Origin of the sequence: Adlercreutzia faecimuris, assembly GCF_022669055.1 — a bacterium.
Taxonomy (GTDB): Bacteria; Actinomycetota; Coriobacteriia; order Coriobacteriales; family Eggerthellaceae; genus Enterorhabdus; species Enterorhabdus faecimuris.
The window spans coordinates 555,198-581,497 of the sequence record NZ_JAJMLW010000002.1; the positions used below are offsets into that span (position 1 = coordinate 555,198).

A 26,300-nucleotide genomic window follows, 5' to 3' on the forward strand; every position below is an offset into this window, starting at 1 on the left:
TCGCAGACGGGCCGCCCGCGGGCGGCCCGGTGATGCCTCGGCTGCCCGGGCCTAGTTCTGGCTCGGGAAGTACAGCTCGATGTTCGACACCTTCCAGCCTATGAGGTCGCGCACCATGGAGATGCGGTACTGCACCGCTCCGCCCTCGGGCGTGTGGGCCGTGACGTAGACCGTCGAGTCGCTCATCGACTTGTTCATGCCGTCGATGGTGGGGTTGGCGTCCTGCTGGACGGGCTCGATCATCGTGTCGATGGACGACTCGCTCGTGGCCTTGGAGAACACCTCGGACTTGGCGGCCGACGGGTCGGCGAACAGCTCGCGCACCACCGTCTCCTGGCTGGGGAAGCCGAAGCCCTGGGTGTAGGCCACCACGCCGCCGGCGCAGGCCAGCAGGATGACGATGATGAGGGCCACGAGGATCTTGAGCCCCACGTTGCGGCGCTTGCGGTCCTGCTTGGCCAGGCCCTTCGACCACTGCTCCAGCTCCTCGTCGCTGGCGTTGAAGAAGTGGTCCTCGCCCTGCTCGTAGACGCCGACGTAGCCCGGGTAGGCCTCGTCGTCGTAGGAGGCGCCCTCGTCGTAGTAGAAGGCGTCCTGGGTCTCGTAGTCGTCGTAGCCGTAGCCGTCGTCGTAGTAGCCGTCGTCCTCGTAGGCGGCCATGGAGGTGCCGTCCGCCGCCACGTCGAGGCCCGACATGTCAGCCACGGGCAGCACCTGGGTGAGGGCCGAGGTGTCCGAGGGGGAGGCGGCCAGCGCGGGCGCGGCCGGGGCGAGGCCCTGGCCGACGGTGGTCACGCCCTGGGCGACGGCGCCCACGGCGCGCTGGTAGTCGACGCTCGCCGAGTCGGACAGGAAGTAGGTCTTGTCGGCGATGGCCTGCTCGAAGGCGCTGACGGCCTTGGCCATCTCGCCGCAGGACACGTAGGCCTGGCCCAGGCTCGCGTAGAGCTTGTTGCGGGTGGCCGGGGCCATGTCGAAGGGCAGGGCGCTCTCGTAGGAGGCCACCGCGTCGGCCGGCCGGTCGAGGGCCATGAAGCACACGCCCAGGTTGAGCAGGGCCTTGGTCGGATCCGGGTTCTCCTCGTCGAGGGCGGCCTCGCGGAAGGCGACGCCGGCCTCGGCCGACTTGCCCAGCTTCATGAGCGCGTTGCCCATGCCCATGTAGGCCTTGTAGACCGCGGCGTAGGAGTCGTCGGCGACGGCCTGCTCGAAGCAGCGCACCGCGTTGTCGTAGTCGCGCAGCGAGGCGTAGGCCATGCCCAGGTTGCACTCGACGGTGCCGGCGGCGTTGTAGGTCGCGTCGGCCGTCGCCTGCGTGTAGGCGTGGATGGCCTCCGTGGGGTTCTTCAGCTTGACCAGGCAGTTGCCGATCTGGTGGTACAGCAGCCCCATCTCGCCGGGGGCGAGGGGGCTCGCCGTGTCCTGAAGGCACTGGGTGAAGCTCATGAGGGCGCCCTGGTAGTCCTTCTGCTGGTACTGCCGGTTCGCCAGGTCGAATAGCTGGTTGTTCATGGGGGTCCTTCGGTTAGTCCTCGGCCTCGCCGCGGGCGGGGCGTCCTAGGCGGCGTTCTCGATGACGACGGACTCGATGACGTCGCCGGCGCGCAGGGAGTCGATGACGTCCTTGCCCTCGATGGTGTCGCCGAACACGGTGTAGCCCGAGTCGAGCATGGGCTGGGCGCCCAGGCAGAAGTAGAACTGCGAGCCGGCGGAGTTCGGGTTGGACGAGCGGGCCATGGCCAGGGTGCCGTCGTTGTGCTCGTTATGCGGGTTGGTGGTGAACTCCTCCTTGATGGAGTAGCCCGGGCCGCCGGTGCCGAAGGGGCCCTGGCCCTTGGCGACCTGCTCGGGGGTGGCGTCGCGCGTGGTGGGGCAGCCGCCCTGGATGACGAAGCCCGGCACGTAGCGGTGGAACTTCAGGCCGTCGTAGAAGCCCTTCTGGGCGAGCTCGACGAAGTTGCCCACGTGGATGGGGGCGTCCTTGCCCGCCAGCTGCACGCGGATGGTGCCCTTGGAGGTGGTGATGACGGCGATCTCGTCGCCCGTGGGCTGGTACTCGGGAGTGTACATGGCCATGGTGATGGCGTCCTTTCTCTCTTTCGGCGGCGGCCCGCCCCCAGGCGGGCGCACGCGGCCCTGCGAATGCTCGCATATGAAAGTGGATTCTACCAGCCCCGCCAGGCCGAATGCCAGAATACCGTTAATCTCCACGCCCAGGGGCTAGGCGCGCTCGAAGATGCTCGTGACCTCCACGTGGTAGGTCTGCGGGAACAGGTCCACCGGCGTGGCGCGTGCCAGCCGGTAGCCGGACTGCTCGAAGAGCGCCACGTCGCGCGCCCAGGTCTGCGGGTCGCAGCTCACGTAGGCCACGCGCCGCGGGCGCGCCGCGGCGATGTCGCCCACGACGCCCTTGGCGAGCCCCGCGCGCGGCGGGTCGACCACCAGCGCGTCGAGCTCGCCGAGCTCGGGCAGCTCCCGGGCCGCGTCGCCCCCGATGACCTCGATCTCGACGCCGGCCATCTGGGCGTTGCGGCGCAGGTCGCGCACGGACGAGCCGGCCGACTCCACGGCCACGACGTCCGCGCCCGCCAGCGCCAGCGGCACCGAGAACGTGCCGCCCCCGGCGTAGAGGTCGGCCACGAAGTCGCCCTCGGCCACCTCGAGCCCCTCCAGCACGAGCGCGACGAGCCTCTCGGCCTGGGCCGTGTTCACCTGGAAGAACGACGGCGCGCTCGTGAGGAAGCGGGCGCCGGCGAGCTCCTCGCCCCAGCAGCCCCGGCCCGACAGCGTCTCCACCTTCTTCACCTTGCGGGCGCGGCCGGGCTCGGCCAGCACGCGCACGACGCTCGTGGCCCGGATGGCCGAGCCGAGGGTCTTGGCCACCGCGGCGCGGGGGAAGGGCCCCGGCGGTGTCCAGAGCGCCACCTCCACGTCCTTGGTGCGCAGGCTGCCGCGCACCCCCACCCGGTAGATGCCCAGGTCCTGGGACCCCGACAGGTAGCGCAGCGCCCCGCGCAGGGCCTTGGGCGCCTTCTCAATGACGCGGGCCGCGGCGGGGCAGGCGTCCACCACGTCCACGTCGTGGGTGCCCTCGCGGTAGAAGCCGAGCGCGAGGCGCCCGGCCGCGTCGGCGGTGGCGGCCAGCTCGACCTTGTTGCGGTAGCCCCACTGGCGCTTGCTCGGCACGCACGGGGTCACCAGATCCTCGGCGCGGGCGGCGTCGAGGCGGGCGTTGCGGGTGAGCGCGCTCACCACGTTGGCGCGCTTGGCGGCCAGCTGGGCGTCGTAGGCGAGCGGCGCCCAGGGGCAGCCGCCGCAGGCGCCCGACGCGGCGCAGGCCGGCACCTCGGCGGCGCGGGCCGGGCCCGGCTCGGCCACGCGCACCAGCCGGGCCCGGGCGAAGCTGGGCCGCTCCTCCACGAGGGCCGCCTCCACCACGTCGCCGGGGGCCGCGCCGGGCACGAAGACGGCCTTGCCGTCGGCAAGGCGCCCCACGGCGTCCGGGCCGTAGCTCATGCGCTCGACGGTGAAGGTCTGGGTCTGGTCCATGGTCGTCCTCCCCGGTCAAAATCCCCCGCCGCCCCGGCGGAGGTTGTCGTATAATAGGCGCCACGCCCTCGTAGCTCAGGGGATAGAGCGTCTGCCTCCGGAGCAGAAAGTCGCAGGTTCGAATCCTGTCGAGGGCACCATCCCGCATCCCGAGAACCCCGCCAGGCGGGGTTCTTCTCGTTTTCGCGCCCGCGCCCGCGAGCGGGTTCTCCCCGTGCCTATGAAAAGGGCCCTTCCGAAGAAAGGCCCGTTCATCCGTGGTGCCCCCAACGGGAATCGAACCCGTGTCTCAGCCTTGAAAGGGCCGCGTCCTGACCTCTAGACTATGGGGACGAGAGGCGCGCTGCGAAAACAGCCCGTCTAGTATGGCAGACGCCCGACGGGGGCGCAAGGATTTCCTGCACATTTTCGGCCCCCTCGACCCCTGCGCCCTTGCGCTCGGCGCGCCCTTTCCCCACAATGGCCGCTGGGGCAGGCCGGGCGCGCGCCCGGCCCCCTGACGACGGCACGCGGCGCGAGGGAGTCAGAGGTGCGCAAGCTCATCGAGCAGATCATGAAGTTCGGCGTGGTGGGCGTCATCGCCTTCGTCATCGACTACGGGCTGATGGTGCTGCTCACCGAGGCCTTCGGCGTGGACTACCTGCTGAGCGCGACCGTCTCGTTCATCGTGTCGGTGACGTTCAACTACCTGGCGTCCATGCGCTACGTGTTCACCCATAAAGAGGGCCTGTCGCGCCGGCGCGAGTTCGCCATCTTCGTGGTGCTGTCGGTCATCGGCCTTATCATCAACGACGCCTGCATGTACCTGGGCACCACGGTGCTCGCCGTCGACTACCGCCTCACCAAGATCGGCGCCACCCTCATCGTGATGGTGTGGAACTTCGTGACCCGCAAGAAGTTCCTCGACGCCGGCGACGAGGCCGAGCTGGCCGAGGAGTCCCTCGAGCGGGCCGTCGGCGAGGCCCGCGAGAACCTCGCGACGTCCTGCGAACGTGCCGACGACGAGGCCCACGGCGTCCCCAGCCGCCCTCGCCGCTAGCGCAAACGTAAACGCGCGATTACAAAATACCTAACCTGAACAGGCATTATGCCAAAACAAGCAGCAAAAGTCACGACTGTGATGCCGCCGGTCGGGCTGGTAGCATGGGGCGTGGGAGGCGCGGCATAAGGAGGGCGTCTCGGTTTGCCGACAACCCACCAACCCCCGAGCCGCGCCGCCTATCCCCTGAACTTGCCGGCGGAGTCCGGCCAGCCCCCGCCCTGAACGCGCGGATGTCGCGCCCGACCCGCCCGCGGGCGCCTAGGCGTCGCGGCGGTAGGCCTCGTAGACGTCGATCTCCCACTGCTTGCGGTGGGACTTGGCCACGGTGTCCAGGATGATGCCGGCCGTCACCGACAGCGCGCCGCACAGCACGAGGGCCACGGCGAGCACCGCCGAGGGCACCTTCGACACGTAGTCCGTCGCGAGGTACTCCGCGATGACGGGCACGCCCGCCACCAGGCCCAGCACCAGGAACAGCAGGGCCAGCCAGCCGAAGAAGGCGAAGGGGCGGTAGTCCTTGAACAGCGACGTGATGGCACGCAGCACCCGCGCCCCGTCGCCGAAGGTCGACAGCTTCGAGAAGCTGCCCTCGGGCCGGTCGCGGTAGGTGATGGGCACGTCGGCGATGCGCCAGCGCTTGTCCACGGCGTGGATGGATATCTCCGTCTCGATCTGGAAGCCCTCGGAGAGCACCGGCATCGTCTTCACGAAGACGCGGTTGAAGGCGCGGTACCCCGTCATGACGTCCTCGAAGGCGTACCCGTAGATGGCCTTAATGAGGAAGCGCACCAGGTCGTTGCCGAAGCCGTGGAAGGCGCGGTCGTTCTCCTCGCCGTAGCTGCCGTTGGACAGGCGGTCGCCCACGGTCATGTCGGCCTCGTCGGCCGCGAGCGGCGCGAGCAGGTCGCCGGCCGCCTCGGCCGGGTAGGTGTCGTCGCCGTCGACCATGAGGTAGTAGTCGGCCTCGATCTCGCGGAACATCTGGCGCACCACGTTGCCCTTGCCCTGGCGCCCCTCGAAGCGTACCTGCGCGCCGTGGGCGGCGGCGAGGGCGGCCGTGCCGTCCGTGGAGTTGTTGTCGTAGACGTAGACGACCGCCTCCGGCAGCGCGCGGCGGAAGTCGTCGACCACCTTGGCGATGGTGACGGCCTCGTTGTAGCAGGGGATGAGGACGGCGACGCCCTCGCCCCGGCGGACGCGGTCGATGGCGGCCTGCTGGGCCTCGGTGCGGTAGGCGGCGGGATCGGACACGGCTCGGAACCTCTCGACGGGGATGCGCATAATCCCGCTTATGATACCCCAACACCCGCCGGGCCGCCCTCCCCCGTCGTGCCGAACGTCGCTTTATTGATGACGATGGGCCGCGCCGGGCCGCCGCCGGCCGCCCATGCGCTATGATGCCCGTCATGGATACGCAGGAAAACCCCCAGAAGGCCGTGCCCGAGGCCGGCGCGGCGCCCGGGCAGGACGCCGGGTGCGCCTCCCCCGCCGACGCCCCGTCGGCCGGCGCCCTCGCGCCCGCCGACGCCGCCCTCGCGCCCGCCGACGCGCCCGACGCCGCGCCCGCGACCGGGCCCGCCGGGGCCGCCGCCCTCGCGCCCGCCGCGCCCGAGGAGCTCGTCGCCGCGCCCGCCGAGCAGGATCCGGCGCGCCCGGTCGTGCTCGTCATGCACGCCTCGGTGGGCTCGGGCCACCGCAGCGCGGCCGAGGCCGTCGCCCAGGCCTTCGAGCTGCTCCGCGACGACCCGGCTCACGGCGGCGGCCTGCCCGACGACCTCGACGTGCGCGTCCTGGACATCCTCGACTTCGGCCGCGTCCCCATCGACGGCAACGCCACCGCGTCCATGTTCACGGGCGTCACCCGCCCCTTCTACGACCTGACCTGGCGCTACACCCTGACGGGGCGGCTCCTGTGGGGCGGCGGCACCATCTGGGTCCACGCCATGTTCCCCCGCTTCGCCGACTACGTGCGCGAGTGCCGGCCCGCCGCCGTCGTCGCCACCCACATCACGGCGGCCAACGTCGCCGTGGGCGCGCGGATGCTCACGGGCCAGGACTTCCCCATCGTGTGCGTGCCCACCGACTACGAGGTGGAGGGCATGTGGCCCCATCGTAAGTCCGACCTGTTCTGCGTGGCCAACGAGTACATGGCCGAGACGCTGCGCCCCCGCGGCGTGCCCGAGGAGCGCATCCTCATCACCGGCATCCCCACCCGCCCCGCCTTCGGCGAGGACTACGACCGCGACGCGGTGCGCGCCTCGCTCGGGCTGCCCTCCGACAGGCGCGTGGTCCTCGCGCTCGCCGGCGCGCACCTGCCCCGGCCCTACGTGCACTTCCGCGACGCGCTGGACAAGCTGCTGCCCTACCTGCACTCCTTCGAGGACATGCACCTGGTGGTGGTCGCCGGCAAGGACGCCGCCTACGCCGACCACGTGCGGCGCCAGTGCGAGGACTACGGCCTGGCCAACGTGACGGTGCTCGAGTACGTCGACGCCATCGCGGCGCTCATGGCCGCGAGCGACCTCATCATCTGCAAGTCCGGCGGCCTCACGGTCACCGAGTGCCTCTGCGCGCGGGTGCCCATGGTGCTCATGGGGCGCGCCTACGGCCAGGAGAACGCCAACGTGCGCATGCTCACGGCCTCGGGCGCGGCGCTGCACGTGACCACGGCCCGCGAGCTTCTGGACACGCTGCGCCACATCGACGCGCACCCGGCCAGCACCGACGCCATGCTCATCAACGCGTCGTTCTTGCGCAAGCCGGCGGCCGCCCTCGACATCGCGCGGGCCACGTGGCAGCTGGCGGAGAGCGACGAGCCGCCCGACCCGCGCACGCGGCGCAAGCGCCTGTTCGACTTCTACTGGGGCCGCAAGCCGGCCCACATCCGCTAGGCCGCGCGCCCGCGGACCATCCCGACCCGCCCGCGGCGCTCGCCGCGCGGCACGACCGCGGGGACGCGCCGTCCCCCTGAGAGGAACCCCATGACCACCTTCGCCGACACCGGCCTGTCCCCCGCCGCCCTGGAGGCGGTGTCCCGCCTGGGCTACGAGAGCCCCACCCCCGTGCAGGAGCGCGCCATCCCCCTCGTGCTGGAGGGGCGCGACATCATCGCCGCCGCCAAGACGGGCACCGGCAAGACCGCCGCCTTCTCGCTGCCGGCGCTCGACCGCACGGGCCGCGCCGCGCGCCCCAAGCACCCCGTCGTGCTGGTGGTCACCCCCACCCGCGAGCTGGCCAACCAGATCGCCGAGGTGTGCGGGACCATCGCCGCCGGCGACGGGCGCCGCGTCACCTGCGTGGTGGGCGGCGTGGCCCAGGGCCCCCAGGAGCAGCGGCTGGCCAAGGGCACCGACGTGCTCATCGCCACCCCCGGGCGCCTGCTCGACCTCACGGGGCAGCAGGCGGTGTTCCTCGACGATGTGGAGGTGCTCGTGCTCGACGAGGCCGACCGCATGCTCGACATGGGATTTCTCCCCAGCGTGCGCCGCATCGTGGCCGCCACGCCCGAGAGCCGCCAGACGCTGCTGTTCTCGGCCACCATCGACGAGTCGGTGCGCCGCCAGGTGGACGCGCTCTTGCACGACCCGGCCGTCGTGCAGATCGCGCACGTCGGCGAGACGGCCGACACCGTCGAGCAGTTCATCTGCCGCGTGCCCAAGTCGCTGCGCATGGACCTTCTGCGCTGCGTGCTCGACGAGCACGGCGCCGACCGCGTCATCGTGTTCGTCCGCACCCGGCGGCGCGCCGACGCGGCCTGCCGCAAGCTCAAGAAGTGGGGCTACGCCGCCGAGCCGCTGCACTCCGACCGGTCCCAGAACCAGCGCGACCGCGCGCTGCGCCACTTCGCCGAGGGGACGACCGGCATCCTCGTGGCCACCGACGTGCTGGCCCGCGGCATCGACGTCGACCAGGTGGCCTACGTCGTCAACTTCGACCTTCCCACCGTCCCCGAGGACTACGTGCACCGCATCGGGCGCACGGGCCGCGCTGGCGCCGAGGGCTTCGCGTTGTCCTTCGTCATCCCCGAGACCGAAGACGAGCTGGCGGCCATCGAGAAGCTGACCAAGCGGCGCATCCCGACGCTGGAGGTGCCCTCCTTCGACGTGGAGCAGGCCGCGGCCGAGTCGGCGGCGCGGGCCACCCAGGCCTCCGCCCGCAAGGACCCCGAGATCGCCGAGGCCGCCAAGGAGCTGCGCGCCCGCGAGAAGCGCAAGGCCAAGGCCCGCGAGAGGGCGGCCGAGGAGGGCGCGGCCCCGGGCGGCGCGCCCAAGGCGGGCCGCGGCAAGGGGCGGCGCCCCAAGGACGTGGCGGCCAAGGCGGCCGCGCGCGGTGCCGGCGCGCCCGCGAAGGCCCCGGCGGGCGGAGCTCCCAAGGGCAAGGGAACGCACGGCGCCCAGGCCCCGGCGGCCCGCGGCGGGCGCGCGGCGGGCGGCTCGGCGGGGGCGCGCGGCGCCAAGGCGGGCAGCCGGGGCGACCTCAGGCCCGGGCGCGCGCACCGCGCCGCGGTGGCCGAGCAGCGCCGCTCGCGCGGTGAGCGGTCGGGCCGGCGCTAGCGGCCCCCGCTCGCCGTCGGCGAAACCCGCTTCCCAATGCCTCGCCCCTCCCCCGCCCTCCTCACGGTATCTTAGGGGGCCGAGGGAGACGAAGAGGAACGTGAAAGGTGGGGGCCCATGAAGGTTGCCGTTGCATGCGAGGGCATGGGAGTGTCGCACCATGCCGCCCAGTGCGCCAGCTTCATGTGCTACACCGTGGACAAGGGCATCATCACCGACTGCCGCAACCTCCCGAACATGGGCGTCACCAGCCACGACGCCGCCCAGCTGGTGAAGGACCTGGGCTTCGACGCCCTCATCGCCGGCGGCATCGACATGGACATGGCCAACGAGCTGTGCTATGCCGGCATCGAGGTGGTGGCCGGGGTGGAGGGCACCGCCCGCGAGGTGGCCGAGGCCTACATCAGCCACACGCTCATGGGCGCCACCGAGCTGTGCCACGCCGCGTCCCAGCGCTCCGCCGACCCGGAGGACCGCGACATCGACGCCGCCTTCGACCGCATCTACCGCGACCTCGAGTCCGCCGTCTAGCGCCGACCCGCTGCGCCCGCCGAACGCGCCTGCCGCGCCGCGGCGCATCCCCCCCGAGACGCGAGGCCGCGCGCTGCATCCCAGACGCGCACGCCACGCCGCGTACCCTCCCCTGAAACGCGAAGCATCCCCGTCTCGCCTCGCCCATCCCCTGAAATGCGAAGCCCCCGCCTCGTCCGAGGTGGGGGCTTCTCCCCATGCAGAGGGGCCCGCATCCGAGGACGCGGGCCCCTCTCTCTTCTCTCCTAGGCGCGGAAGGCTAGGCGACGGCCTTCTTGGCGACCTCGGCCAGGGCGGCGAACGCCGTGGGGTCGTTCACGGCCATGTCGGCGAGCACCTTGCGGTCCAGGGTGACGCCGGCCTTCTTCAGGCCGTTCATGAACACCGAGTAGGACAGGCCGTTGATGCGGGCCGCGGCGTTGATGCGGGTGATCCACAGGCGGCGGATCTCGCGCTTCTTGTTGCGGCGGTCGCGGTACATGTACTGCAGCGAGTGCTGCACCTGCTCCTTCGCGGCACGGTACGAGCGCGACTTCGCGCCGTAGTAGCCCTTGGCGCGGGAAAGGACGGTACGACGCTTCTTACGGGCGTGGATGGAACGCTTTACACGAGGCATATCTGAATCACTCCTTGGATGACGGTGAGGTGAGCGGGACTAGCGGAGGCCGAGGTTGCGCTTGACGACCTTGGCATCGGCCTCGGCGATTTCCGTCTCGTGGCGGAAGTTGCGCTCGCGCTTGGGGCTCTTCTTCGTCATGATGTGGCTCTTGAACGCCTTGGCGCGCATGATCTTGCCGGAACCGGTGACGCGGAAGCGCTTGGCGGTCCCGCGGTGGGTCTTCATCTTAGGCATCGTTACTCGTCCTTTCCTTCTTCTTTCTTAGAGTCTTTCTTCTTCACCGCCGCCGGCAGCGGGGCGATGAGCATGTGCATGTTGCGGCCCTCCATCTTGGGCTGGTTCTCGATGACGGCCACGTCCTTGAGGTCGTCGGCGAGGCGCTCGAGGATGGACAGGCCCTGCTCCGGGTGGGCCATCTCGCGGCCGCGGAACATGATGGTGATCTTCACCTTGTTGCCCGCCTCGAGGAACCGGAGCACGTGCTTCTTCTTGGTCGTGTAGTCGCCCACGTCGATCTTCGGGCGGAACTTCATCTCCTTGACCTCGATCTTGCTCTGGTTCTTGCGCGCCTGCTTCGCCTTGATGGCCTGGTCGTACTTGAACTTGCCGTAGTCCATGATGCGGCAGACGGGCGGGTCGGCGTTCGGCGCGATCTCGACGAGGTCGTAGCCGGCCTCCTCGGCGATGCGCTTGGCCTGCGCGGTGGGGAAGATCCCCTGCTGGTTGCCGTCGAAGTCGATCAGACGGCACTCGCGCGTGGTGATCTCGTCGTTGAGCCTGGGCTCCTGAGCAGCTATCGCGCTCACCTCCTCTTTCCGCGCCTTCCGGGCGCAATAAGAAACCCGCGGCGCAGACGGCGCGGCGGGCTCGATCCAAGGATGCGGCCGCGAGGCGGCCAGCCTAACGAGGAACCCATCAGCAGCCGAGGCGCCGAACCAGGTGGAGGGTCTCCCCTCACTTGTCAGACAGCCTTTGCAGTATAGGGCATGGCAAACGCGAGCGCAAGGGGGAAGTTGAGAAGGCGCGCGAGAGGCGGAGGACGGCTACTCCCCTGCCAGGTTGACCACGCGGGTGGCGAGGCGGGCGGTGAGGGCGGGGGAATGGGACACCAGGACCAGGCCCAGGTCGCGGGCGGCCGCCTCGTCGAGCAGGACCTGCCACACCCGTGCCTGGGTGAGGGCGTCGAGCATGGTGGACACCTCGTCGGCGATGAGGTAGCGCGGGCGCGCGGCGAGGGCGCGGGCGATGCAGAGCCGCTGGAGCTCGCCGCCGGAGAGCTCGTGGGGGAAGCGCGCGAGCCACGCCTCGCGGATGCCGAGGGCCTCGCGCAGGCGCGCGAGCTCGTCCTCGTCGGCGCCGGCCTCGGCGAGCGTGGCGCCCAGGCGCAGCCGCGGGTCGACGACGTGCTCGGGATGCTGGCCGATGAGCTGCACGGGGCAGCGCCCGCGCCGGGGCAGCGGCGCGCCGTCGACGGTGACCGACCCCGCCTGGGGGCGCTCGTAGCCGGCCAGGATGCGGCAGAGCGTCGTCTTGCCGAAGCCCGACGGCGCGCTCAGGGCCACGCGCTCGCCGGGGGCCACCGCCAGCGAGAGCCCCTCGTAGAGCGGCCGCCCGCCGTAGCCGAACGTGATGTCGCGCGCCTCTAGCATGGATCCTCCTCGTCGGCCTCGACGTCTGCCTCGGTGAGGGGCGCGCCCGCGCCCCAGGGGCCGTCGGCGGGGGCGCCGACCGCTCCGGGGAGGCCGCCGTCCGCGGCCGCCGCGGGCCCGGCGCCCTCGCCGTCCGTCAGCGCATCGTCGCCCGCGGCGAAGTCGTGCTCGGGCAGGGCGTGCCAGAGGGCGCGGCTGAACGGGTGGGCCAGAAGCGCCGGGTCGGCGAAGCTCGCCACGGCCGTCTCCTCCACCACCGTGCCGTCCCGGAACACCGCCACGCGGTCGGCCACCGCGAGCGCCAGCTCGATGTCGTGGGTGATGAGCATGACCCCGCCGCCGGCGTCGGCGAAGGCGCGCAGGTCGGCCAGGGCGCGCACGGCGAGCGGCAGGTCGAGGCCCGGCGTGGGCTCGTCGGCCACGATGAGCCGCGGCTCGTCCATGAGCGCGCAGCACAGGAGCACGCGGCGCGCCATGCCGCCGGAGAGCTCGTGGGGGTACAGCCGCGCCACCTCCGGCGCCAGCCCGTAGCGCTCGAAGAGCTCCGCCCGTCGCGCGGCCCGGCGCCGGGCGTCGGCGCGCCGGGCGGCCCCACGGCCCCGCGGCGCGCCCTCCACCTGGCGCCCGACGGGCATGAGCGGGTCGAGGCTCGCCGTCGACTGGGGCACGAGCGAGATGCCGCGCCCGCGTAGGGCCGCAAGCGACGCGGCGTCCTGCGGCTCGCCGTCGAACCAGATGCGCCCGCGCACGGACGCGTTGGGCTCGAACAGCCCCATCACCGCGTCGGCCAGAAGCGACTTGCCCGACCCCGACGCGCCCACCACGGCCACCACCTCGCCCTCGTGGACGGATATGGACAGGTCGTGAATGACCTCGACGTCGCGCTGCGGCGCCGTGAGGAACGACCCGGCCGCGTCGTCGTACATCCGGAACGCCACCGTGAGCCCCTCCACCTGGAGGAGGTGGTGGCCGTGCCCGTGGCGCGAGCCGGGGGCGTGGGAGTGGTGGTGGTGCACCGCCGAGGCGCCGTGGTCGAGGGCCTCGTGCGGCGCCGTGCCGGGGTCGCCCGCCGCCGGGGCCGCGCCCGCCGCGCCCGGTTCGGCCGACGACGGGGCCGCGCCCGGCCCGCCCAGCACCGCGCCGGAGCCGCCGCCTGGCTTCCGCATCTCATCCGCGCTCATCTCCCCCACCCCCTACTCCTGGGCCCCACGGGGGTCGACCAGCTTGCGCAGCGAGCCTCCCACCAGGTCGAACAGCATCACGACGGCCACCAGCGCCAGGCCCGGGAACACCGCGAGCCACCACATGCCGGCCGAGAGGTAGCCCATGGCCTCGGACAGGATGATGCCGATGGCCGGCAGCTCGGGCGGCAGGCCGAACCCGAGGAAGGTGACGGCGGCCTCGTGGAGGATGGCGTGGGGGAACAGCAGCACGAGCCCCACCAGGAACTGCGGCAGCACGTAGGGCACGAGGTGGCGCCAGGCGACCTGGGCCGGCGTCGCGCCCAGGCGGCGCGCGGCGGCCACGAAGCCCGACGCGCGGCATTGGAGGATCTCGGCGCGCAGGACGCGCGTGAGGCTCGGCCAGTGGGTGAGCGCCACGCCGACCGTCACGCCCACGAGCCCCTTGCCCAGGGCGAACGAGATGAGGATGAGCAGGACGATGTGCGGGATGCCCATCATGAGATCGACGAGCCACGCCACCACGGCGTCGGCGCGCCGGCCGCCGAGGGCCGCCGCCGTCGCCAGCGCGAGCGCGATGAGCGAGGACGCGACGGCCGCGGCCAGGCCCACGAGCACCGAGGTGGACAGGCCCGCCACAGTGCGCGCGAGCATGTCGCGGCCGAGCCAGTCGGTGCCAAAGGGGTGCGCAGCCGAGGGCGCGAGCCCCTTGGCCGCGAAGTCGACGCGGGCCGCCTCGGGGGCCAGCGCCGCGCCGGCGGCCACCACGGCCGCGAGCGCGACCGCCCCCAGCACGGCCAGCGCCAGCGCCGCGCGGCGGTTGGGCAGGCGACGGGAGCGCGGCGCCGAGAGCACGGGGACGGGAGCGGCGGGGGCGCCTCGCAGGTCAGCCACGGGAGGCCCCCTCCCCCGCCAGGGCCCGGCGCGCGGCGGCGCGGGCCCGCCCGGCCGGCCGCAGGCGCGGGTCCACCAGCCCGTAGATCAAGTTCGCCGCCAGGTTCCCCGCGAACACGATGGCCGCCGAGACGAGCGCGATGCCGGCGAGCAGCGCCACGTCGCCGCCGAGGCCCGCGGTGACGGCCGCCTGGCCGAGCCCCGGGTAGGAGAAGACCTCCTCCACCAGCACCGAGCCGCCGAAGATCTCGGCCACCTGGGCGAACTGGAGCGTCACGGCAGGGAGCGCCAGGTTGCGCAGCCCGTGGCGCGCCATGGCGCGGGCCGGCGAGAGGCCGCGGGCCCGGGCGAAGCGGAACCAGTCGCTTCCCATCACGTCGATGGCCTTGGCACGGGTGTGCAGGGCGATGTTCGCCACCCCGACGAGCGACAGCGTGACGGCCGGCAGCGCCACGTGGCGCAGGGCGTCGGCCAGGGTCACGTCGGCCGCGGCCTTGCCCGCCGGCACCGAGAAGCCGAGCGGCAGCCAGCCGAGCATGACGGCGAACACGGTCAGCAGCAGAAGCCCCACCCAGAACGTGGGCGAGGAGGCCAGCACGAAGCAGTAGGCGCGCACGGCGCGGTCGAGCAGCCGCCCGCGGCTGAGCGCCGCGGCCACCCCCAGCGCGAAGCCGAGGACGCCGCTCGCCGCCCAGGCGATGCCCATGAGGACGAGCGAGTTGCCCGCCCGCTCGGCGATGACCTGGGCCACCGGCTGGTTGTACCGCAGCGACGTGCCCATGTCGCCCTGGAGGAGCGCCTGGGCCCAGGCCAGGTAGCGCTCGGGCCACGGCACATCGGCGCCCCAATGGGCCGCGAGCGCCGCGCGCTTCTCGTCGCTCATGCCCAGAAGCGCCGCCTGGCCGACGTTGGCCTGCACCGGGTCGATCGGCGAGAGGTCCACCAGGACGAACACGGCCAGGCTCACGGCCGCCAGCAGCAGGGCGAGGCGCCCCAGGGCGATGAGGATGCGGCGCGCCACGGCCCTACGCCCAGCTCCACTTGTCGACGTTGTTCACGAGCGACCAGCCGTGCCCGTGGGGGTGCGGCTTCTGGGCGGCCACGCGCAGGCCCTCGCGCGCGAGGTAGAGGTGGTCGACGTTGGCGAGCCACACCCACGTGGCCGCGCCCTGGGGCGCGACGCCCGTATTCGTGGCCGGATCCCACTGGGCCTGCTGGTAGAGCGGGTAGGACGCCTCGACGGTCGGCTGGGCCTGGGCCGCGGTGAGCGCCGCGTCCACCTCGGGGCTGGCGTAGAGCGCGTAGTTGCCCCAACCCTGCGAGTAGGTGAGCTCGAAGAGCTCCACCGGCGAGTTCGACCCCCAGCCCCACAGCACCGGGTCGGCGTACTGGCGCAGGTAGATGTCATCCCAGCTGGCGCCGCGCGGGCTCACGGCGACGCCCAGGGCCGCGCACTGGTCGGCGAAGTCGTAGGCGAGCGCCTGGCGCGCCGAGTCGCCGGCGGGGTACCACAGGTCGAAGGCGCAGCGCACCCCGTCGCGGGCGCGCACGCCGTCGGCGCCCGCGGCCCAGCCGGCCCCGTCCAGAAGCGCCCGGGCGGCGTCGGCGTCGTAGTCGACCCGCATGGCCTCGCTCGCCCAGGGCATCCCGTCGCCCACGCTGTAGGCGGGGGTGCCGTAGCCGTCCAGCACGTGCTCGATCATGCGGTCGCGGTCGATGCCGCAGTTGAGCGCGCGGCGCACGGCCACGTCGCTCGTCACGGCGTTGCCCGCCTCGTAGGCCATGTCGCCCTCGACCACCACCGGGCCGTGGTCGGGGCCCACGCTCGGCAGCGAGATGCCGCGGGAGTCGACGGTGCCGCAGACGAGCAGGTCGTAGCCCGCCGGCGTGCTCGGCGCCAGCGCGGGCGAGGTGTAGGCCACGTCCGCCAGGCCCGACTGGGCGGCCGCCAGCGACGCGTCCTCCTCCATGAACAGGACGACCACCCGCTCGATCTGGGGCGCGTCGCCGTAGTAGCCGGGGTTCGCCCGCAGGATGGCCTGCTGGCCGCGATCCCACTGCTCGAGCACGTAGCGGCCGCTGCCGACGGGGTGCGTCCCGTAGTCGGGCCCGTAGGCATGCTCGGGGACGATGCCCACCACGGCCAGCGTGTAGAGCAGCGCGTTGTTGGGCCGCGCCATGCGCAGCTCCACGGTCACGTCGTCGAGGGCGACCGCCTCGCGTACCATCGAGAGATCTGCCTGGGATCCCGCGCCGTTCACGATGCCGTTCACGGTGAAGGCCACGTCGGAGGCCGTGAGCGGCTCGCCGTCGGTGAAGCGCACGTCGTCGCGGATGGTGAACGTCCAGGTCATGCCGTCGTCCGAGCAGCCGTAGGCGGTGGCGAGGTCGTTCACGAACGCCAGGTCGTCGTCGGTGGCGATGAGCGTGGACTGGATGAGGGGCTCGTGGACGTGCTCGCCGGCGCCCCAGCCCGCCAGCGGGTCGAAGCCGGCCGCCGGCTCGGATCCCGGCGTCATGGTGACGACCACCTGGCTGGGCTCCGGGCCGTCCGCCGGGGCATCGCCGCCGGCGCGGGGCTCCTCGGCGGAGCAGGCGGCCATGACGCCGCCGAGCGACAGGGCGCCGGCCGCGCAGCCGGCCAGCTTGACGAATCCTCTTCTCGACAGGGGGGCCACGGCAAGGCTCCTCTCCCGCCACGGCGTCGACGCCGGACGTGTTACGAATTGAAATTGCGTAACACAGGATACCAGGGATGGGCGCGGGCGGTGTTACGAATACGAAAGACGTAACTTCCGCCGGCGAGCGGCGAAGTAACGATGACCAAGAAGGTCAAGTGTTTCACGTGAAACATCCGTACGCATGGTGTGTGACAGCGCGGGCGCTAGATGAGCGTGAGCAGGGCGTAGGAGGCGACGCCGGCGACGGCGCTCCAGAGGAGCGACTTCGTCTTGCAGGCCACCGCCACGACGCAGAGCGCCGCGACGAGGGGGATCCCCGCGGGCCACAGCCCCGCCGACAGCATCCCCGGCGTCAGCAGGTCGTTGGCCACGAGCGCCGCGAAGGCGGCCGGCGGGATGAACCCGAGCGCACGGCTGAGCGTCGGCGGCAGCTCGCGCCCCTTCAGCAGGAACAGCGGCAGCACGCGGCACGCGAGCATCGTCAGCCCGCACACCACCAGCACGACCCAGAACTCCCCCCAGCTCATCGCCGCACGCCCCCCTCGGCGCCCGCGCCGCCGGACGCGCCGTCGCCCGTGCCGGCCACGCCCACGGCGTCCGCCCGACGCGCGGCGTCCATCTGGGCCGAGCGCTCCACGATGCGGCGGTCGCGCGCGCTCGCGTAGGCCATGGCACCGGCCACGCCCAGAAGCGCCCCCACCAGGATGGCGGGGCCGGTGAGCCCGACGGCCTTGCACGCGTAGACGCCCGCCATCGCCAGCACGATGGCGACGATGTTGGCCGAGGTCATCCGCTGGGTCACCAGCAGGCAGATGAAGATGGAGGTCATGGCGAAGGCCGCGATGTTGAGCGGGATGCCGATGGCCCCGCCCAGAAGCGCACCCGCCACGTTCGACAGCGCCCAGGAGCTCTGCGAGAGCAGGTTCACCATGAGCGCGCGGTCGACCGACCAGCCGCCCTCGGCGAACTTGGCGGTGGACACGCCGTAGGACTCGTCGGTCACCGTGGCCGCGAAGAAGAACGCCAGGCGCTTGGACACCCCCTGGCACTCCGGCGCGAAGGACGCCGAGTAGAGCATCTGGCGCGTGTTCACCAGCGACACGCTCGCGATGATGGAGGCGAGCGGCGACGCCGCCAGGTACATGTTGGGGATCATGAACTGCCCGGCCCCCGAGTAGAACAGCGCCGACAGCAGGAAGACCTGCAGCGGGCCGAGGCCGATGGAGTCGCACAGGATGCCGCAGGGTATGCCGATGGCCACGTACCCCAGCATGATGGGCACGGCGGCGTGGAAGGCGTCTCGTATGTGCTCGCGGCAAATCACAGCCTGCCCATTATAACCATTCGCCCCGCAGCGCGCCCGCGATCCGGCCGGCGGCGCGCCCCTCCCCTAGTAGTGGATGGAGTTGGGCACGAAGATGTCCTGGAAGGTGGCCTTGGCGTAGCGGTCGGTCATGCCGGCGACGTAGTCGGTCACGGCGCGCACGTCGTCGCCGTCCGAGATGGCGCGGTACTCGGCGGGCACCTCGGCGGGGTGCTCGATGAAGTAGCCGAAGAGCGCCTCGATGAGCCGCGTCGCCTTGTCCACCTCCACCATCACCACCGGCGCTTGGTAGACATGGGAGAACAGAAACGCCCGCAGCTCCATCATGGCGTCCCACACCGCATCGCTCATGCGGATGTCGTCGCCGGCGGCCGAGGTGCGCACCATGTCGGTCACGAGGGCCTCGATGCGCGAGGAGTGGTCGGGGCCGAGCACCTCGTGGGTGCTCTGGGGCAGCTCGTCCTCGCGCAGGAGCCCCGCGCGGATGGCGTCGTCGATGTCGTGGTTGACGTACGCGATGCGGTCGGCCGTCGCCACGATGCGCCCCTCGAGGGTCTCGGCGCGCGTGGGGCCGGTGTGGCAGAGGATGCCGTCGCGCACCTCGGCGGTGAGGTTGAGGCCCTTCCCGCCGTTCTCGATGAGCTCGACCACGCGCAGGCTCTGCTCGTTGTGGCGGTAGAGCGCCGCGGCGGCGGGGCTCTCAGGGTCGATGCCGCGCCGGCGCGCCACGCAGCGGGCGAGCGCGTCCTCGCCGGTGTGGCCGAAGGGGGTGTGCCCCAGGTCGTGGCCGAGCGAGATGGCCTCGGTGAGGTCCTCGTTCAGGCCGAGCGCCCGGGCGATGGTGCGCGCGATCTGGGCCACCTCGAGGGTGTGGGTGAGCCGCGTGCGGTAGTGGTCGCCCTCGGCGGCCAGGAACACCTGGGTCTTATGGGACAGGCGGCGGAACGACTTCGTGTGCAGGATCTTGTCGCGGTCGCGCTGGAAGTCGGTGCGCAGGAGGTCGGGGTCGCCCGACCGCTCGCGCCCCTCGCTGTCGCGGGCGAGCGTGGCGTCGGGGGACAGCGCGTCGATCTCGCGCTGCTCCAGGTCCTCGCGCTGGCAGATGTTCATGGCGGCGCTCCTCTCGTCTCAGGCGCAGGCGCGGGCGATGTCGGCGGGGGCGAAGGCGCCCCGCTCGGTGATGATGGCGGTGATGAGGCCGGCCGGGGTCACGTCGAAGGCCGGGTTCCACACGTCCACGCCGGGGATGGGCGCGGGCAGCACCTCGGCCGGGTCGCGCTCCTCGATGGGGATGGCGGCGCCGTCGGGGACGGCGAGGTCGACGGTGGAGGTGGGCGCGGCCACGTAGAAGGGCACGCCGTAGCGGTCGGCCAGCACGGCCACGCCGAGGGTGCCGATCTTGTTGGCGGCGTCCCCGTTGGCGGCGACGCGGTCGGCGCCCACCACCACGGCGTCCACCGCGCCCGACGCGAGCAGCGAGGCAGCCATGTCGTCGCAGATGAGCGTGACGGGCACGCCGGCGCGGGCGAGCTCCCAGGCCGTCAGGCGCGCGCCCTGGCCCACCGGGCGCGTCTCGTCGGCGAAGACGCGGGCCACGCCTCCCCGCTCGGCGGCGGCGTAGACCACGCCGAGGGCCGTGCCGTAGAAGGCGGTGGCGAGGCTGCCGGCGTTGCAGTGGGTGAGGATGGTCGCATCGCACGGCAAGAGCGCCGCGCCGTGGGCGCCGAGCGCGCGGTTGGCGGCCTCGTCGGCCGCGGCCAGCTCGACGGCGAGGTCGGCCAGCGCCTCGGCGACGACGCGGGGCGGCTCTCCGGCGGCGGCGAGGCGGCGCGCCTCGCCGAGGGCGCGGCCCACCGCCCAGGGCAGGTTCACCGCCGTGGGGCGCGCCTGGGCGATGGCGGCGCCGTCGGCCTCGAGCCCGGCGAGGAAGGCGGCCGCGTCGGCAGGCTCCGGGCCGGCGGCGCGCTCCCAGGCGGCCAGCGCCACGGCCGCCGCGCCCGCGACGCCGATGGCCGGCGCGCCGCGCACGGCGAGCGCGCGGATGGCGTCGACGGCCGCGCGCCAGTCGCGCAGGCGCACGGTGCGCTCCTCGGCGGGCAGCAGCCGCTGGTCGAGTAGCACGAGCTCGGGCGCGCCGTCCGCGCCCCGCTCGAGCGCCACCGTCCGCGGCAGTCGCGAGACGTCCACCTTGCCTGCCATAGGGCCTCCTTCGCTCACCGGGGATCTCGCGCCCATTCTAGCGCAACCGCGGGAAGGCGGCCGGCGCGGGAGGACGTCCTACGCAAAAGGGCCCCGCGGTCTCCCGCGGGGCCCTGGGCGGTCGGCCCTTCTCGCGCTAGCGCTGGCGCAGGGCCGCCTGGCCGGCGGCCAGGCGCGCGACCGGCACGCGGTAGGGGGAGCAGCTCACGTAGTCGAGCCCGATGGCGTTGAACGTCTGGATGGAGTCCGGGTCGCCGCCGTGCTCGCCGCAGACGCCGCAGACGATGTCGGGATTGCCCTCGTGGCCCAGCTCGACGCCCATCTTCACCAGCTTCGCCACGCCGGGGTCGATGGTGGCGAAGGGGTTGAAGGGCAGCAGGCGCTCGGTCAGGTACTGCGGCACGAACTCGGCCTCGACGTCATCGCGGCTGAAGCCGAAGGTGGTCTGAGTGAGGTCGTTGGTGCCGAAGGAGAAGAAGTCGGCGTACTGGGCGATCTCGTCGGCGGTGACGGCCGCACGCGGCAGCTCGATCATGGTGCCGACGGGGATGTCCAGCTCCACGCCCTCCTCGGCGGCCACCTCGGCGATGGCGGCCTCGGCCTGGGCGCGCAGCTTGGCCAGCTCGGGCGCCACGGACACGAGCGGGATCATGATCTCGGGGCGCGGGTCGAGGCCCTCCTTCTTCAGGCGGGCGGTGGCGGTGGCGATGGCGCGCACCTGCATGGTGGGCAGGATGGGGTAGACGATGCCCAGGCGGCAGCCGCGCATGCCCAGCATCGGGTTCTGCTCGGCGAAGGAGTCGATCTTCTCCATCAGGTCGCGCTTCTCGGCGATGGCCTCGGCCGCGGCGCCGGCCGCCTCCATGCGGGCGATCTCGACGTCGAGGGCGCGCGGGCTCTCCAGGAACTCATGCAGCGGCGGGTCGAGCAGGCGCACGATCACCGGGTAGCCGTCCATGGCCTTGAACATGCCGTAGAAGTCACCGGTCTGGGCCGCGAACAGGTCGGCCACGGCCTTCTCGCGGATGAGCTCGTCGTCATGCAGGATGAAGGACTGGATGATCTGCTTGCGGTCGCCCAGGAACATGTGCTCGGTGCGGCACAGGCCGATGCCCGCGGCGCCGAAGTTGCGGGACAGCTCGGCGTCCTCGGGGTTGTCGGCGTTGGCGCGCACGCCCAGGGTGCGGAACTCGTCGGCCCACTCCAGGATGGTGTCCAGATCGCCGGTGAGCTCGGGCATCACCAGGTCGACGGCGCCGAGCACCACCACGCCGGTCGTGCCGTCGATGGACACCATGTCGCCCTCGCGGATGACGATGTCGGTGCCGGTGACGGTGGCCTGCTTCTTCTCGGCGTCGATCTTCAGGGCCTCGACGCCGCAGACGCAGGGCGCGCCCATGCCGCGGGCGATGACGGCCGCGTGCGAGGTCTTGCCGCCGTGCGAGGTGAGGATGCCCTCGGCGGCGATCATGCCGGCCAGGTCGTCGGGGTTGGTCTCCCAGCGGACGAGCACGCACTTGCGGCCGGCCTCGGCCAGCGCCACGGCCTCGGCGGCGGAGAACACGGCCTCGCCGACGGCGGCGCCGGGGCTGGCGTTCAGGCCGCGGGCGATGACGTCGTAGGAGGCGTCCTTGTCGAACTGCGGGTGGAGCAGCTGGTCGAGCTGGTCGGGCTCGACGCGCATGACGGCCTCCTCCTTGGTGATGAGGCCCTCCTTCTCCATCTCGATGGCGATGTGGAGCGCGGCGGCCGCGGTGCGCTTGCCGACGCGGGTCTGGAGCATCCAGAGCTTGCCCTGCTCGATGGTGAACTCGATGTCGCACATGTCGCGGAAGTGGTTCTCGAGCGTGACGAAGACCTCCTCCAGCTGACGACCCGCGTCCTCCAGGCCCTCGACCTCCTTGAGCTCGGCGATGGGGCTCGTGTTGCGGATGCCGGCCACGACGTCCTCGCCCTGGGCGTTGACCAGGTAGTCGCCGTAGAACTCCTTGTCGCCGTTGGCGGGGTTGCGCGTGAAGGCCACGCCGGTGGCGCTGGTGTTGCCCTTGTTGCCGAACACCATGGACTGCACGTTGACGGCGGTGCCCAGGTCGTCGGCGATCTTGTTCTTCTTGCGGTAGAGGACCGCGCGGGGGTTGTTCCAGGAGCCGAACACGGCCTCGATGGCCAGCTGCAGCTGCACCATCGGGTCCTGCGGGAACTGCGCGACGCCGTCGACCGCGAGCGCCGGGTAGTCGGCGGCCGGCACGTTCTCGGAGAAGATGCGCTTGAACTCGTCGACGAGCTCCTTGAGGTCGTCGGCCGACAGGTCGGTGTCGGAGGCCACGCCGCGCTCGTTCTTCATGGCGGTGATGGCGTTCTCGAACAGGTCGCCGTCCAGGCCCATGACCACGTTGGAGAACATCTGGATGAAGCGGCGGTAGGAGTCCCAGGCGAAGCGCGGGTTCTCGGTCTGGGCGATGAGCCCGTTGATGGACTGGTCGTTCAGGCCCAGGTTCAGCACGGTGTCCATCATGCCGGGCATCGACATGGGGGCGCCGGAGCGGACGGAGACGAGCAGCGGGTCGGCCGCGTCGCCGATCTTCTTGCCCATGCGCTCCTCGAGGTCGGCGCGGTACTCGGCGATGGTGTCGAGCGCGCCCTCGGGCCAGGTGTTGTCCGCGTTGGCGTACTCCATGCACGTCTGGCAGGTGATGGTGAACCCGGGAGGCACCGGAAGGCCGATGTTGGCCATCTCGGCGAGGTTGGCGCCCTTGCCGCCGAGGATCATCTTCATGTCGGTGTTGCCCTCGGTCACGTTGTTGCCCTGGGCATCCTTGCCGAATGCGTAGACGCGCTTCACTTCTTCGGTCACCTTTTCTCTCCTTCACGCTGTGCACGGCGGGCCGTGCGGTTACCTGGGTCGCCGGCGCCTGCGGTGAGGAGCCGCGCGAATGCGGAAGCGCACCCGCGCGGGCGGGTGCTACTCAATGATATCAGTGGCGGAGGGGTGGGATCGCTCGTAGTAGCGCAAAATCTCCTGAGCGGTCTCTTCTACGGCGCGTTTCTCCGTGTGGATGACGATGCAGCCCAGCCGGCGCATGAGGGCGCGCGCCTTCTCGAGGTCCTCGTAGATGTACTCGGGGTCGGCGTAGCTGGCGGCGACCACCGCGGCGTTGCCGAGGCGGCGCTGGCGGATGTCGGTGAGCACGTCGGCCGTGGTCATGAGGCCGAACAGCCGCGTGCGGTCGACGTCGTAGATCTCGCGCGGGGGCTCGGTGGACGGGTCGAGCGGGATGTTGGCCACCTTGTAGCCCTGCTGCGACAGGTAGATGGAAAGCGGCGTCTTGGACGAGCGCGACACGCCGAGGAGCACGATGTCGGCCTCGGTGAGGTCCTGGGGGTTGCGCCCGTCGTCGTGGGCGATGGTGAACTCGATCGCCTCGATGCGGCGGAAGTAGCCCTCGTTGGCCTCGCGTAGCGAGCCGGCGCGGCTGGTGGGGCGCATGCCCGACAGCTCGGCGATGGCCTCGACGGCGCCGGTCATGATGTCGACGCCCAGGATGTTGTCGTGCTCGGCGATGTAGGCGGCCGTCTGCTCGGACATGGAGCGGTCGACCAGGGTGAAGAAGACGAGCAGCCGATCGTCGCCCAGGGTGTGCACGTGGTAGGCCGCGTGCTCCTCCAAGAAGGAGCGTATCTGGCCGAAGCTCTGCACCTTGGGCAGGACCTCGATCTTGGGGTCGTTCACGCCGAACTGCGCCGCGGCCGCCCGCGCCACCGCCTGGGCGGTGACGCCGACGGAGTCGGAGATGACGTGGATGGTGGGCACGCGCGCGGCGCGCTCCTGCGGCGAGTGGTTGTCCACGGGATCCTCCAATGGTCAGCGGGGAGGGTGGCGCGGGGTCTCGCGCGCAGTTCCGCAGCGACTGCGACAGCCCGGTGGGCTGTCGCACCAAGCGAGGACTGTTTGAGCACGAGGCCCCGCGCCACCCTCCCCGCGGGGCGTGCGAGCTACTTCTTGGACATCAGGCCGAAGTCGGCCAGGTTGGCGAAGACGCCGGTGAAGCGGTTGAGCAGGCGCAGGTGGTTGGCGCGCAGGGCGAGGTCGTCGTCCATGATCATCGTCGCCTCGAAGAAGGCATCGATGGGCGCGCGCAGGGCGGCCAGCTGGGCGAGCGCGGCCGGGTAGTCGTCGGCGGCGAGCGCCGCGGCCACGGCGGCGTCGGCGGCGTCGACGGCGGCGGCCAGCGCCGCCTCCTCGGCCGAGAACAGCGCCGGGTCGCAGTCGGTGCCGGCGTCGGCGTCGCGCAGGTTGTTGGCGCGGGCGAAGGCGACGGCCAGGTCCTCGAAGGTCTCGGGCGCGTCGGCGCGGGCGGCCTCGAGGGCGCGCACGCGGGCGATGAGCGCCATGGGCTCGGCCACGCCGGTGGCGAGCACCGCGTCGATGGCGTCGGCCGCGGCGCCCTCCTCGCGCAGGAGCACCTTGACGCGGGCGATGAAGAACTCCACCACCTCGGCGCGCACGGCCGCCTCGTCGAAGGCGATGCCGTCGGCGGCGATGCCGGCCAGGGCGGCGTCGATGGCGTCGAGCAGCGACACGGGCAGCCCCGCCTCGAGCATGGCGATGACGCCGATGGCCGCGCGGCGCAGCGCGAACGGGTCGGACGAGCCGGTCGGGGCCTGGCCCACGGCGAACAGGCCGCAGATGGTGTCGACCTTGTCGGCCATGGCCACCACCTGGCCCACCCGGCTCTCGGGCAGGTCGTCGCCGGCGAAGCGCGGGCGGTAGTGGTCGGCGATGGCCTGCGCCACCTGGGGCGTCTCGCCCGCGGCCAGCGCGTAGTAGCGGCCCATGATGCCCTGGACGCTGGTGAACTCCACCACGGCGCCCGTCACCAGGTCGGCCTTGCACAGGTACGCGGCGCGCTCGGCGTCGGCGGCGTCCTGGCCGGTCAGGCCCGCGTCGACGGCCAGGTGCGCGGCCAGCTTGACCACGCGCTCGGTCTTGGCCAGCGTCGAGCCCAGCGACTCCTGGAACACCACCTGGCTCAGGCCCTCGACGTAGTCCTCGAGCGGCTTCTTCAGGTCCTCGTCGTAGAAGAACTTGGCGTCGTAGAGGCGCGGCGCCACGACGCGCTGGTTGCCGTCGATGATGTTGGCCTCGTAGCGCGCATCGCCGTTGCTGGTGATGAGGAACTTGTTGGCCAGGGTGCCGTCGGCGTTGAACAGCGGGAAGTAGCGCTGGTGCACCAGCATCGCGTCGACGGTGATCTCCTTGGGCACGGCCAGGAACAGCTCGTCGAACTCGCCCACCATGACCGTGGGGTACTCGACCAGGTTCACGACCTCGCGCATGGTCTTCGCGTGCAGCTCGGCGGTCAGGCCCGACTCCTTTTCGGCCTTCGCCACCTGCGCGCGGATGAGCTCCTCGCGCTCGGCCTCGCTCGGAACGACGTAGGCGCCGCGCAGCACGTCGATGAGCTCGTCGGCCGACGCCACCTTGTGGGGGCCGGGCGCCAGGAAGCGGTGGCCGCGCGTGGTGTCGCCGGCGACGAGGCCCGCGAACTCCACCGGCACCACCTCATCGCCCAGCAGCGCGAGGAGCCAGCGCACCGGGCGGCTGAACTGCTCGCCGCGGCTGCCCCAGCGCTGGGTCTTGGGCCACGGGATGGCGCGCACGACGTCGGCGAGCAGCTCGGGCAGCAGCTCGGCCACGTCGCGCGAGGGCGTGCTGACCACGGCGTACACGTACTCGGTGCCGTTCTCGTCGCGGCGCTCGAGCGCGCTCGCGTCGACGCCCTTGCCGCGGGCGAAGCCCAGCGCGGCCTTGGTCGGGTTGCCGTCGGCGTCGAAGGCGATCTTGGCGGAGGGGCCGCGGAAGCACTCTTCGGTCGCCTCGGTGCGCTCGGGCACGTCGGCGGCCACCACGATGAGGCGGCGCGGCGTGGAGTAGACCTCGATCTCGCCGTGCGGGATGCCGGCGCCGTCGAGCGCCGCCGCGGCGATGCCGCCCAGCTTGGCGGTGGCCTCGTGCAGGTCGAACGCGGGAAGCTCCTCGGTGCCTATCTCGAAGGCAAGGGTCTTGGTGCCCATGGC

At 72.0% G+C, this 26,300-nt stretch carries 23 protein-coding genes and 2 tRNA genes; 5 read left to right on the top strand and 20 right to left on the bottom strand.

Annotation, left to right across the window (positions count from 1 at the left end; translation table 11 throughout):
- Positions 1–51 precede the first annotated feature (51 nt).
- The 3 genes from LPT13_RS07610 to rlmD all read right to left on the bottom strand — a co-directional run bounded on the left by LPT13_RS07610 (position 52) and on the right by rlmD (position 3,549).
- Positions 52–1,512, bottom strand: a complete 1,461-nt coding sequence (locus LPT13_RS07610; RefSeq protein WP_242165202.1) for a tetratricopeptide repeat protein — start codon at positions 1,510–1,512, stop codon at positions 52–54.
- 45 nt (positions 1,513–1,557) lie between these two features.
- Positions 1,558–2,076 (bottom strand): peptidylprolyl isomerase, encoded by a 519-nt coding sequence (locus LPT13_RS07615; RefSeq protein WP_242165204.1) that lies wholly within the window; start codon positions 2,074–2,076, stop codon positions 1,558–1,560.
- Positions 2,077–2,220: 144 nt separating this feature from the next.
- A complete protein-coding gene (gene rlmD, locus LPT13_RS07620) occupies positions 2,221–3,549 on the bottom strand; it encodes a 23S rRNA (uracil(1939)-C(5))-methyltransferase RlmD (protein ID WP_242165206.1) in 1,329 nt (442 codons plus the stop codon).
- 64 nt (positions 3,550–3,613) lie between these two features.
- On the opposite strand from rlmD, the gene LPT13_RS07625 reads away from it, so the two are divergent.
- Positions 3,614–3,689, top strand: a tRNA-Arg gene (locus LPT13_RS07625).
- 118 nt (positions 3,690–3,807) lie between these two features.
- Here the strand turns inward: LPT13_RS07625 and LPT13_RS07630 are convergent.
- Positions 3,808–3,882 (bottom strand) — tRNA-Glu (locus LPT13_RS07630).
- 196 nt (positions 3,883–4,078) lie between these two features.
- On the opposite strand from LPT13_RS07630, the gene LPT13_RS07635 reads away from it, so the two are divergent.
- Positions 4,079–4,588 (top strand): GtrA family protein, encoded by a 510-nt coding sequence (locus tag LPT13_RS07635; RefSeq protein WP_242165208.1) that lies wholly within the window; start codon positions 4,079–4,081, stop codon positions 4,586–4,588.
- Positions 4,589–4,849: 261 nt separating this feature from the next.
- Here the strand turns inward: LPT13_RS07635 and LPT13_RS07640 are convergent, their stop codons facing one another.
- On the bottom strand, positions 4,850–5,842 hold the full coding sequence (locus LPT13_RS07640) for a glycosyltransferase family 2 protein (RefSeq protein WP_430622570.1): 993 nt from the start codon (positions 5,840–5,842) through the stop codon (positions 4,850–4,852).
- A 155-nt stretch (positions 5,843–5,997) separates the two neighbouring features.
- On the opposite strand from LPT13_RS07640, the gene LPT13_RS07645 reads away from it, so the two are divergent.
- The 3 genes from LPT13_RS07645 to LPT13_RS07655 all read left to right on the top strand — a co-directional run bounded on the left by LPT13_RS07645 (position 5,998) and on the right by LPT13_RS07655 (position 9,675).
- Positions 5,998–7,482 (top strand): MGDG synthase family glycosyltransferase, encoded by a 1,485-nt coding sequence (locus tag LPT13_RS07645; RefSeq protein WP_242165230.1) that lies wholly within the window; start codon positions 5,998–6,000, stop codon positions 7,480–7,482.
- 90 nt (positions 7,483–7,572) lie between these two features.
- Complete coding sequence (locus LPT13_RS07650) at positions 7,573–9,144, top strand: DEAD/DEAH box helicase (RefSeq protein WP_242165233.1); 1,572 nt, start codon at positions 7,573–7,575, stop codon at positions 9,142–9,144.
- A 117-nt stretch (positions 9,145–9,261) separates the two neighbouring features.
- The gene (locus tag LPT13_RS07655; RefSeq protein WP_242165235.1) at positions 9,262–9,675 is read left to right on the top strand and encodes a NifB/NifX family molybdenum-iron cluster-binding protein; all 414 of its coding nucleotides are present in this window, start codon (positions 9,262–9,264) and stop codon (positions 9,673–9,675) included.
- Between the two features lie 259 nt (positions 9,676–9,934).
- Here the strand turns inward: LPT13_RS07655 and rplT are convergent, their stop codons facing one another.
- The 15 genes from rplT to glyS form a co-directional block, all read right to left on the bottom strand.
- On the bottom strand, positions 9,935–10,291 hold the full coding sequence (gene rplT, locus LPT13_RS07660; RefSeq protein WP_242165237.1) for a 50S ribosomal protein L20: 357 nt from the start codon (positions 10,289–10,291) through the stop codon (positions 9,935–9,937).
- Between the two features lie 39 nt (positions 10,292–10,330).
- Positions 10,331–10,528 (bottom strand): 50S ribosomal protein L35, encoded by a 198-nt coding sequence (gene rpmI / locus LPT13_RS07665; protein ID WP_160710541.1) that lies wholly within the window; start codon positions 10,526–10,528, stop codon positions 10,331–10,333.
- Between the two features lie 2 nt (positions 10,529–10,530).
- Positions 10,531–11,100 (bottom strand): translation initiation factor IF-3, encoded by a 570-nt coding sequence (gene infC / locus LPT13_RS07670; protein ID WP_160710540.1) that lies wholly within the window; start codon positions 11,098–11,100, stop codon positions 10,531–10,533.
- Positions 11,101–11,337: 237 nt separating this feature from the next.
- Positions 11,338–11,943, bottom strand: a complete 606-nt coding sequence (locus LPT13_RS07675; protein ID WP_242165239.1) for an ABC transporter ATP-binding protein — start codon at positions 11,941–11,943, stop codon at positions 11,338–11,340.
- Positions 11,937–13,124: an ATP-binding cassette domain-containing protein gene (locus LPT13_RS07680; RefSeq protein WP_242165242.1), complete on the bottom strand. Its 1,188-nt coding sequence runs from the start codon at positions 13,122–13,124 to the stop codon at positions 11,937–11,939. The genes LPT13_RS07675 and LPT13_RS07680 overlap by 7 nt, the downstream gene beginning before the upstream one ends.
- Before the next feature lie 12 nt (positions 13,125–13,136).
- Positions 13,137–14,018: an ABC transporter permease gene (locus LPT13_RS07685; RefSeq protein ID WP_242165244.1), complete on the bottom strand. Its 882-nt coding sequence runs from the start codon at positions 14,016–14,018 to the stop codon at positions 13,137–13,139.
- On the bottom strand, positions 14,011–15,039 hold the full coding sequence (locus LPT13_RS07690) for an ABC transporter permease (protein WP_242165246.1): 1,029 nt from the start codon (positions 15,037–15,039) through the stop codon (positions 14,011–14,013). Before LPT13_RS07690 ends, LPT13_RS07685 begins: the two co-directional genes overlap by 8 nt.
- A gap of 4 nt (positions 15,040–15,043) precedes the next feature.
- Positions 15,044–16,696, bottom strand: a complete 1,653-nt coding sequence (locus tag LPT13_RS07695; protein WP_242165248.1) for an ABC transporter substrate-binding protein — start codon at positions 16,694–16,696, stop codon at positions 15,044–15,046.
- A 206-nt stretch (positions 16,697–16,902) separates the two neighbouring features.
- Complete coding sequence (locus tag LPT13_RS07700) at positions 16,903–17,226, bottom strand: AzlD domain-containing protein (protein ID WP_242165250.1); 324 nt, start codon at positions 17,224–17,226, stop codon at positions 16,903–16,905.
- Entirely contained in the window at positions 17,223–18,023 is an 801-nt protein-coding gene (locus tag LPT13_RS07705) for an AzlC family ABC transporter permease (protein ID WP_242165252.1), read from the bottom strand. The genes LPT13_RS07700 and LPT13_RS07705 overlap by 4 nt, the downstream gene beginning before the upstream one ends.
- A 66-nt stretch (positions 18,024–18,089) precedes the next feature.
- Positions 18,090–19,133, bottom strand: coding sequence for a deoxyguanosinetriphosphate triphosphohydrolase (locus LPT13_RS07710; protein ID WP_242165254.1), 1,044 nt, complete (start codon positions 19,131–19,133; stop codon positions 18,090–18,092).
- An 18-nt stretch (positions 19,134–19,151) separates the two neighbouring features.
- Positions 19,152–20,222 carry an S-methyl-5-thioribose-1-phosphate isomerase gene (mtnA, locus tag LPT13_RS07715; RefSeq protein ID WP_242165256.1) on the bottom strand — a complete coding sequence of 357 codons (1,071 nt, stop codon included), beginning with the start codon at positions 20,220–20,222 and terminating at the stop codon, positions 19,152–19,154.
- A gap of 136 nt (positions 20,223–20,358) precedes the next feature.
- A complete protein-coding gene (gene ppdK, locus LPT13_RS07720) occupies positions 20,359–23,076 on the bottom strand; it encodes a pyruvate, phosphate dikinase (RefSeq protein WP_242165258.1) in 2,718 nt (905 codons plus the stop codon).
- 108 nt (positions 23,077–23,184) lie between these two features.
- Complete coding sequence (locus tag LPT13_RS07725; RefSeq protein WP_242165260.1) at positions 23,185–24,069, bottom strand: pyruvate, water dikinase regulatory protein; 885 nt, start codon at positions 24,067–24,069, stop codon at positions 23,185–23,187.
- A gap of 146 nt (positions 24,070–24,215) precedes the next feature.
- Positions 24,216–26,297, bottom strand: coding sequence for a glycine--tRNA ligase subunit beta (gene glyS, locus LPT13_RS07730; protein ID WP_242165261.1), 2,082 nt, complete (start codon positions 26,295–26,297; stop codon positions 24,216–24,218).
- Positions 26,298–26,300: the final 3 nt, after the last annotated feature.

What these genes read in the sequence shown, in the direction of transcription:
- rpmI (WP_160710541.1), bottom strand. Translation starts at nt 10,528, where the DNA reads ATGCCTAAGATGAAGACCCACCGCGGGACCGCCAAGCGCTTCCGCGTC.
- LPT13_RS07650 (WP_242165233.1), top strand. Translation starts at nt 7,573, where the DNA reads ATGACCACCTTCGCCGACACCGGCCTGTCCCCCGCCGCCCTGGAGGCG.
- glyS (WP_242165261.1), bottom strand. Translation starts at nt 26,297, where the DNA reads ATGGGCACCAAGACCCTTGCCTTCGAGATAGGCACCGAGGAGCTTCCC.
- rplT (WP_242165237.1), bottom strand. Translation starts at nt 10,291, where the DNA reads ATGCCTCGTGTAAAGCGTTCCATCCACGCCCGTAAGAAGCGTCGTACC.
- LPT13_RS07610 (WP_242165202.1), bottom strand. Translation starts at nt 1,512, where the DNA reads ATGAACAACCAGCTATTCGACCTGGCGAACCGGCAGTACCAGCAGAAG.
- LPT13_RS07675 (WP_242165239.1), bottom strand. Translation starts at nt 11,943, where the DNA reads ATGCTAGAGGCGCGCGACATCACGTTCGGCTACGGCGGGCGGCCGCTC.
- LPT13_RS07615 (WP_242165204.1), bottom strand. Translation starts at nt 2,076, where the DNA reads ATGGCCATGTACACTCCCGAGTACCAGCCCACGGGCGACGAGATCGCC.
- mtnA (WP_242165256.1), bottom strand. Translation starts at nt 20,222, where the DNA reads ATGGCAGGCAAGGTGGACGTCTCGCGACTGCCGCGGACGGTGGCGCTC.
- rlmD (WP_242165206.1), bottom strand. Translation starts at nt 3,549, where the DNA reads ATGGACCAGACCCAGACCTTCACCGTCGAGCGCATGAGCTACGGCCCG.
- LPT13_RS07645 (WP_242165230.1), top strand. Translation starts at nt 5,998, where the DNA reads ATGGATACGCAGGAAAACCCCCAGAAGGCCGTGCCCGAGGCCGGCGCG.
- LPT13_RS07655 (WP_242165235.1), top strand. Translation starts at nt 9,262, where the DNA reads ATGAAGGTTGCCGTTGCATGCGAGGGCATGGGAGTGTCGCACCATGCC.
- LPT13_RS07700 (WP_242165250.1), bottom strand. Translation starts at nt 17,226, where the DNA reads ATGAGCTGGGGGGAGTTCTGGGTCGTGCTGGTGGTGTGCGGGCTGACG.
- LPT13_RS07680 (WP_242165242.1), bottom strand. Translation starts at nt 13,124, where the DNA reads ATGAGCGCGGATGAGATGCGGAAGCCAGGCGGCGGCTCCGGCGCGGTG.
- LPT13_RS07710 (WP_242165254.1), bottom strand. Translation starts at nt 19,133, where the DNA reads ATGAACATCTGCCAGCGCGAGGACCTGGAGCAGCGCGAGATCGACGCG.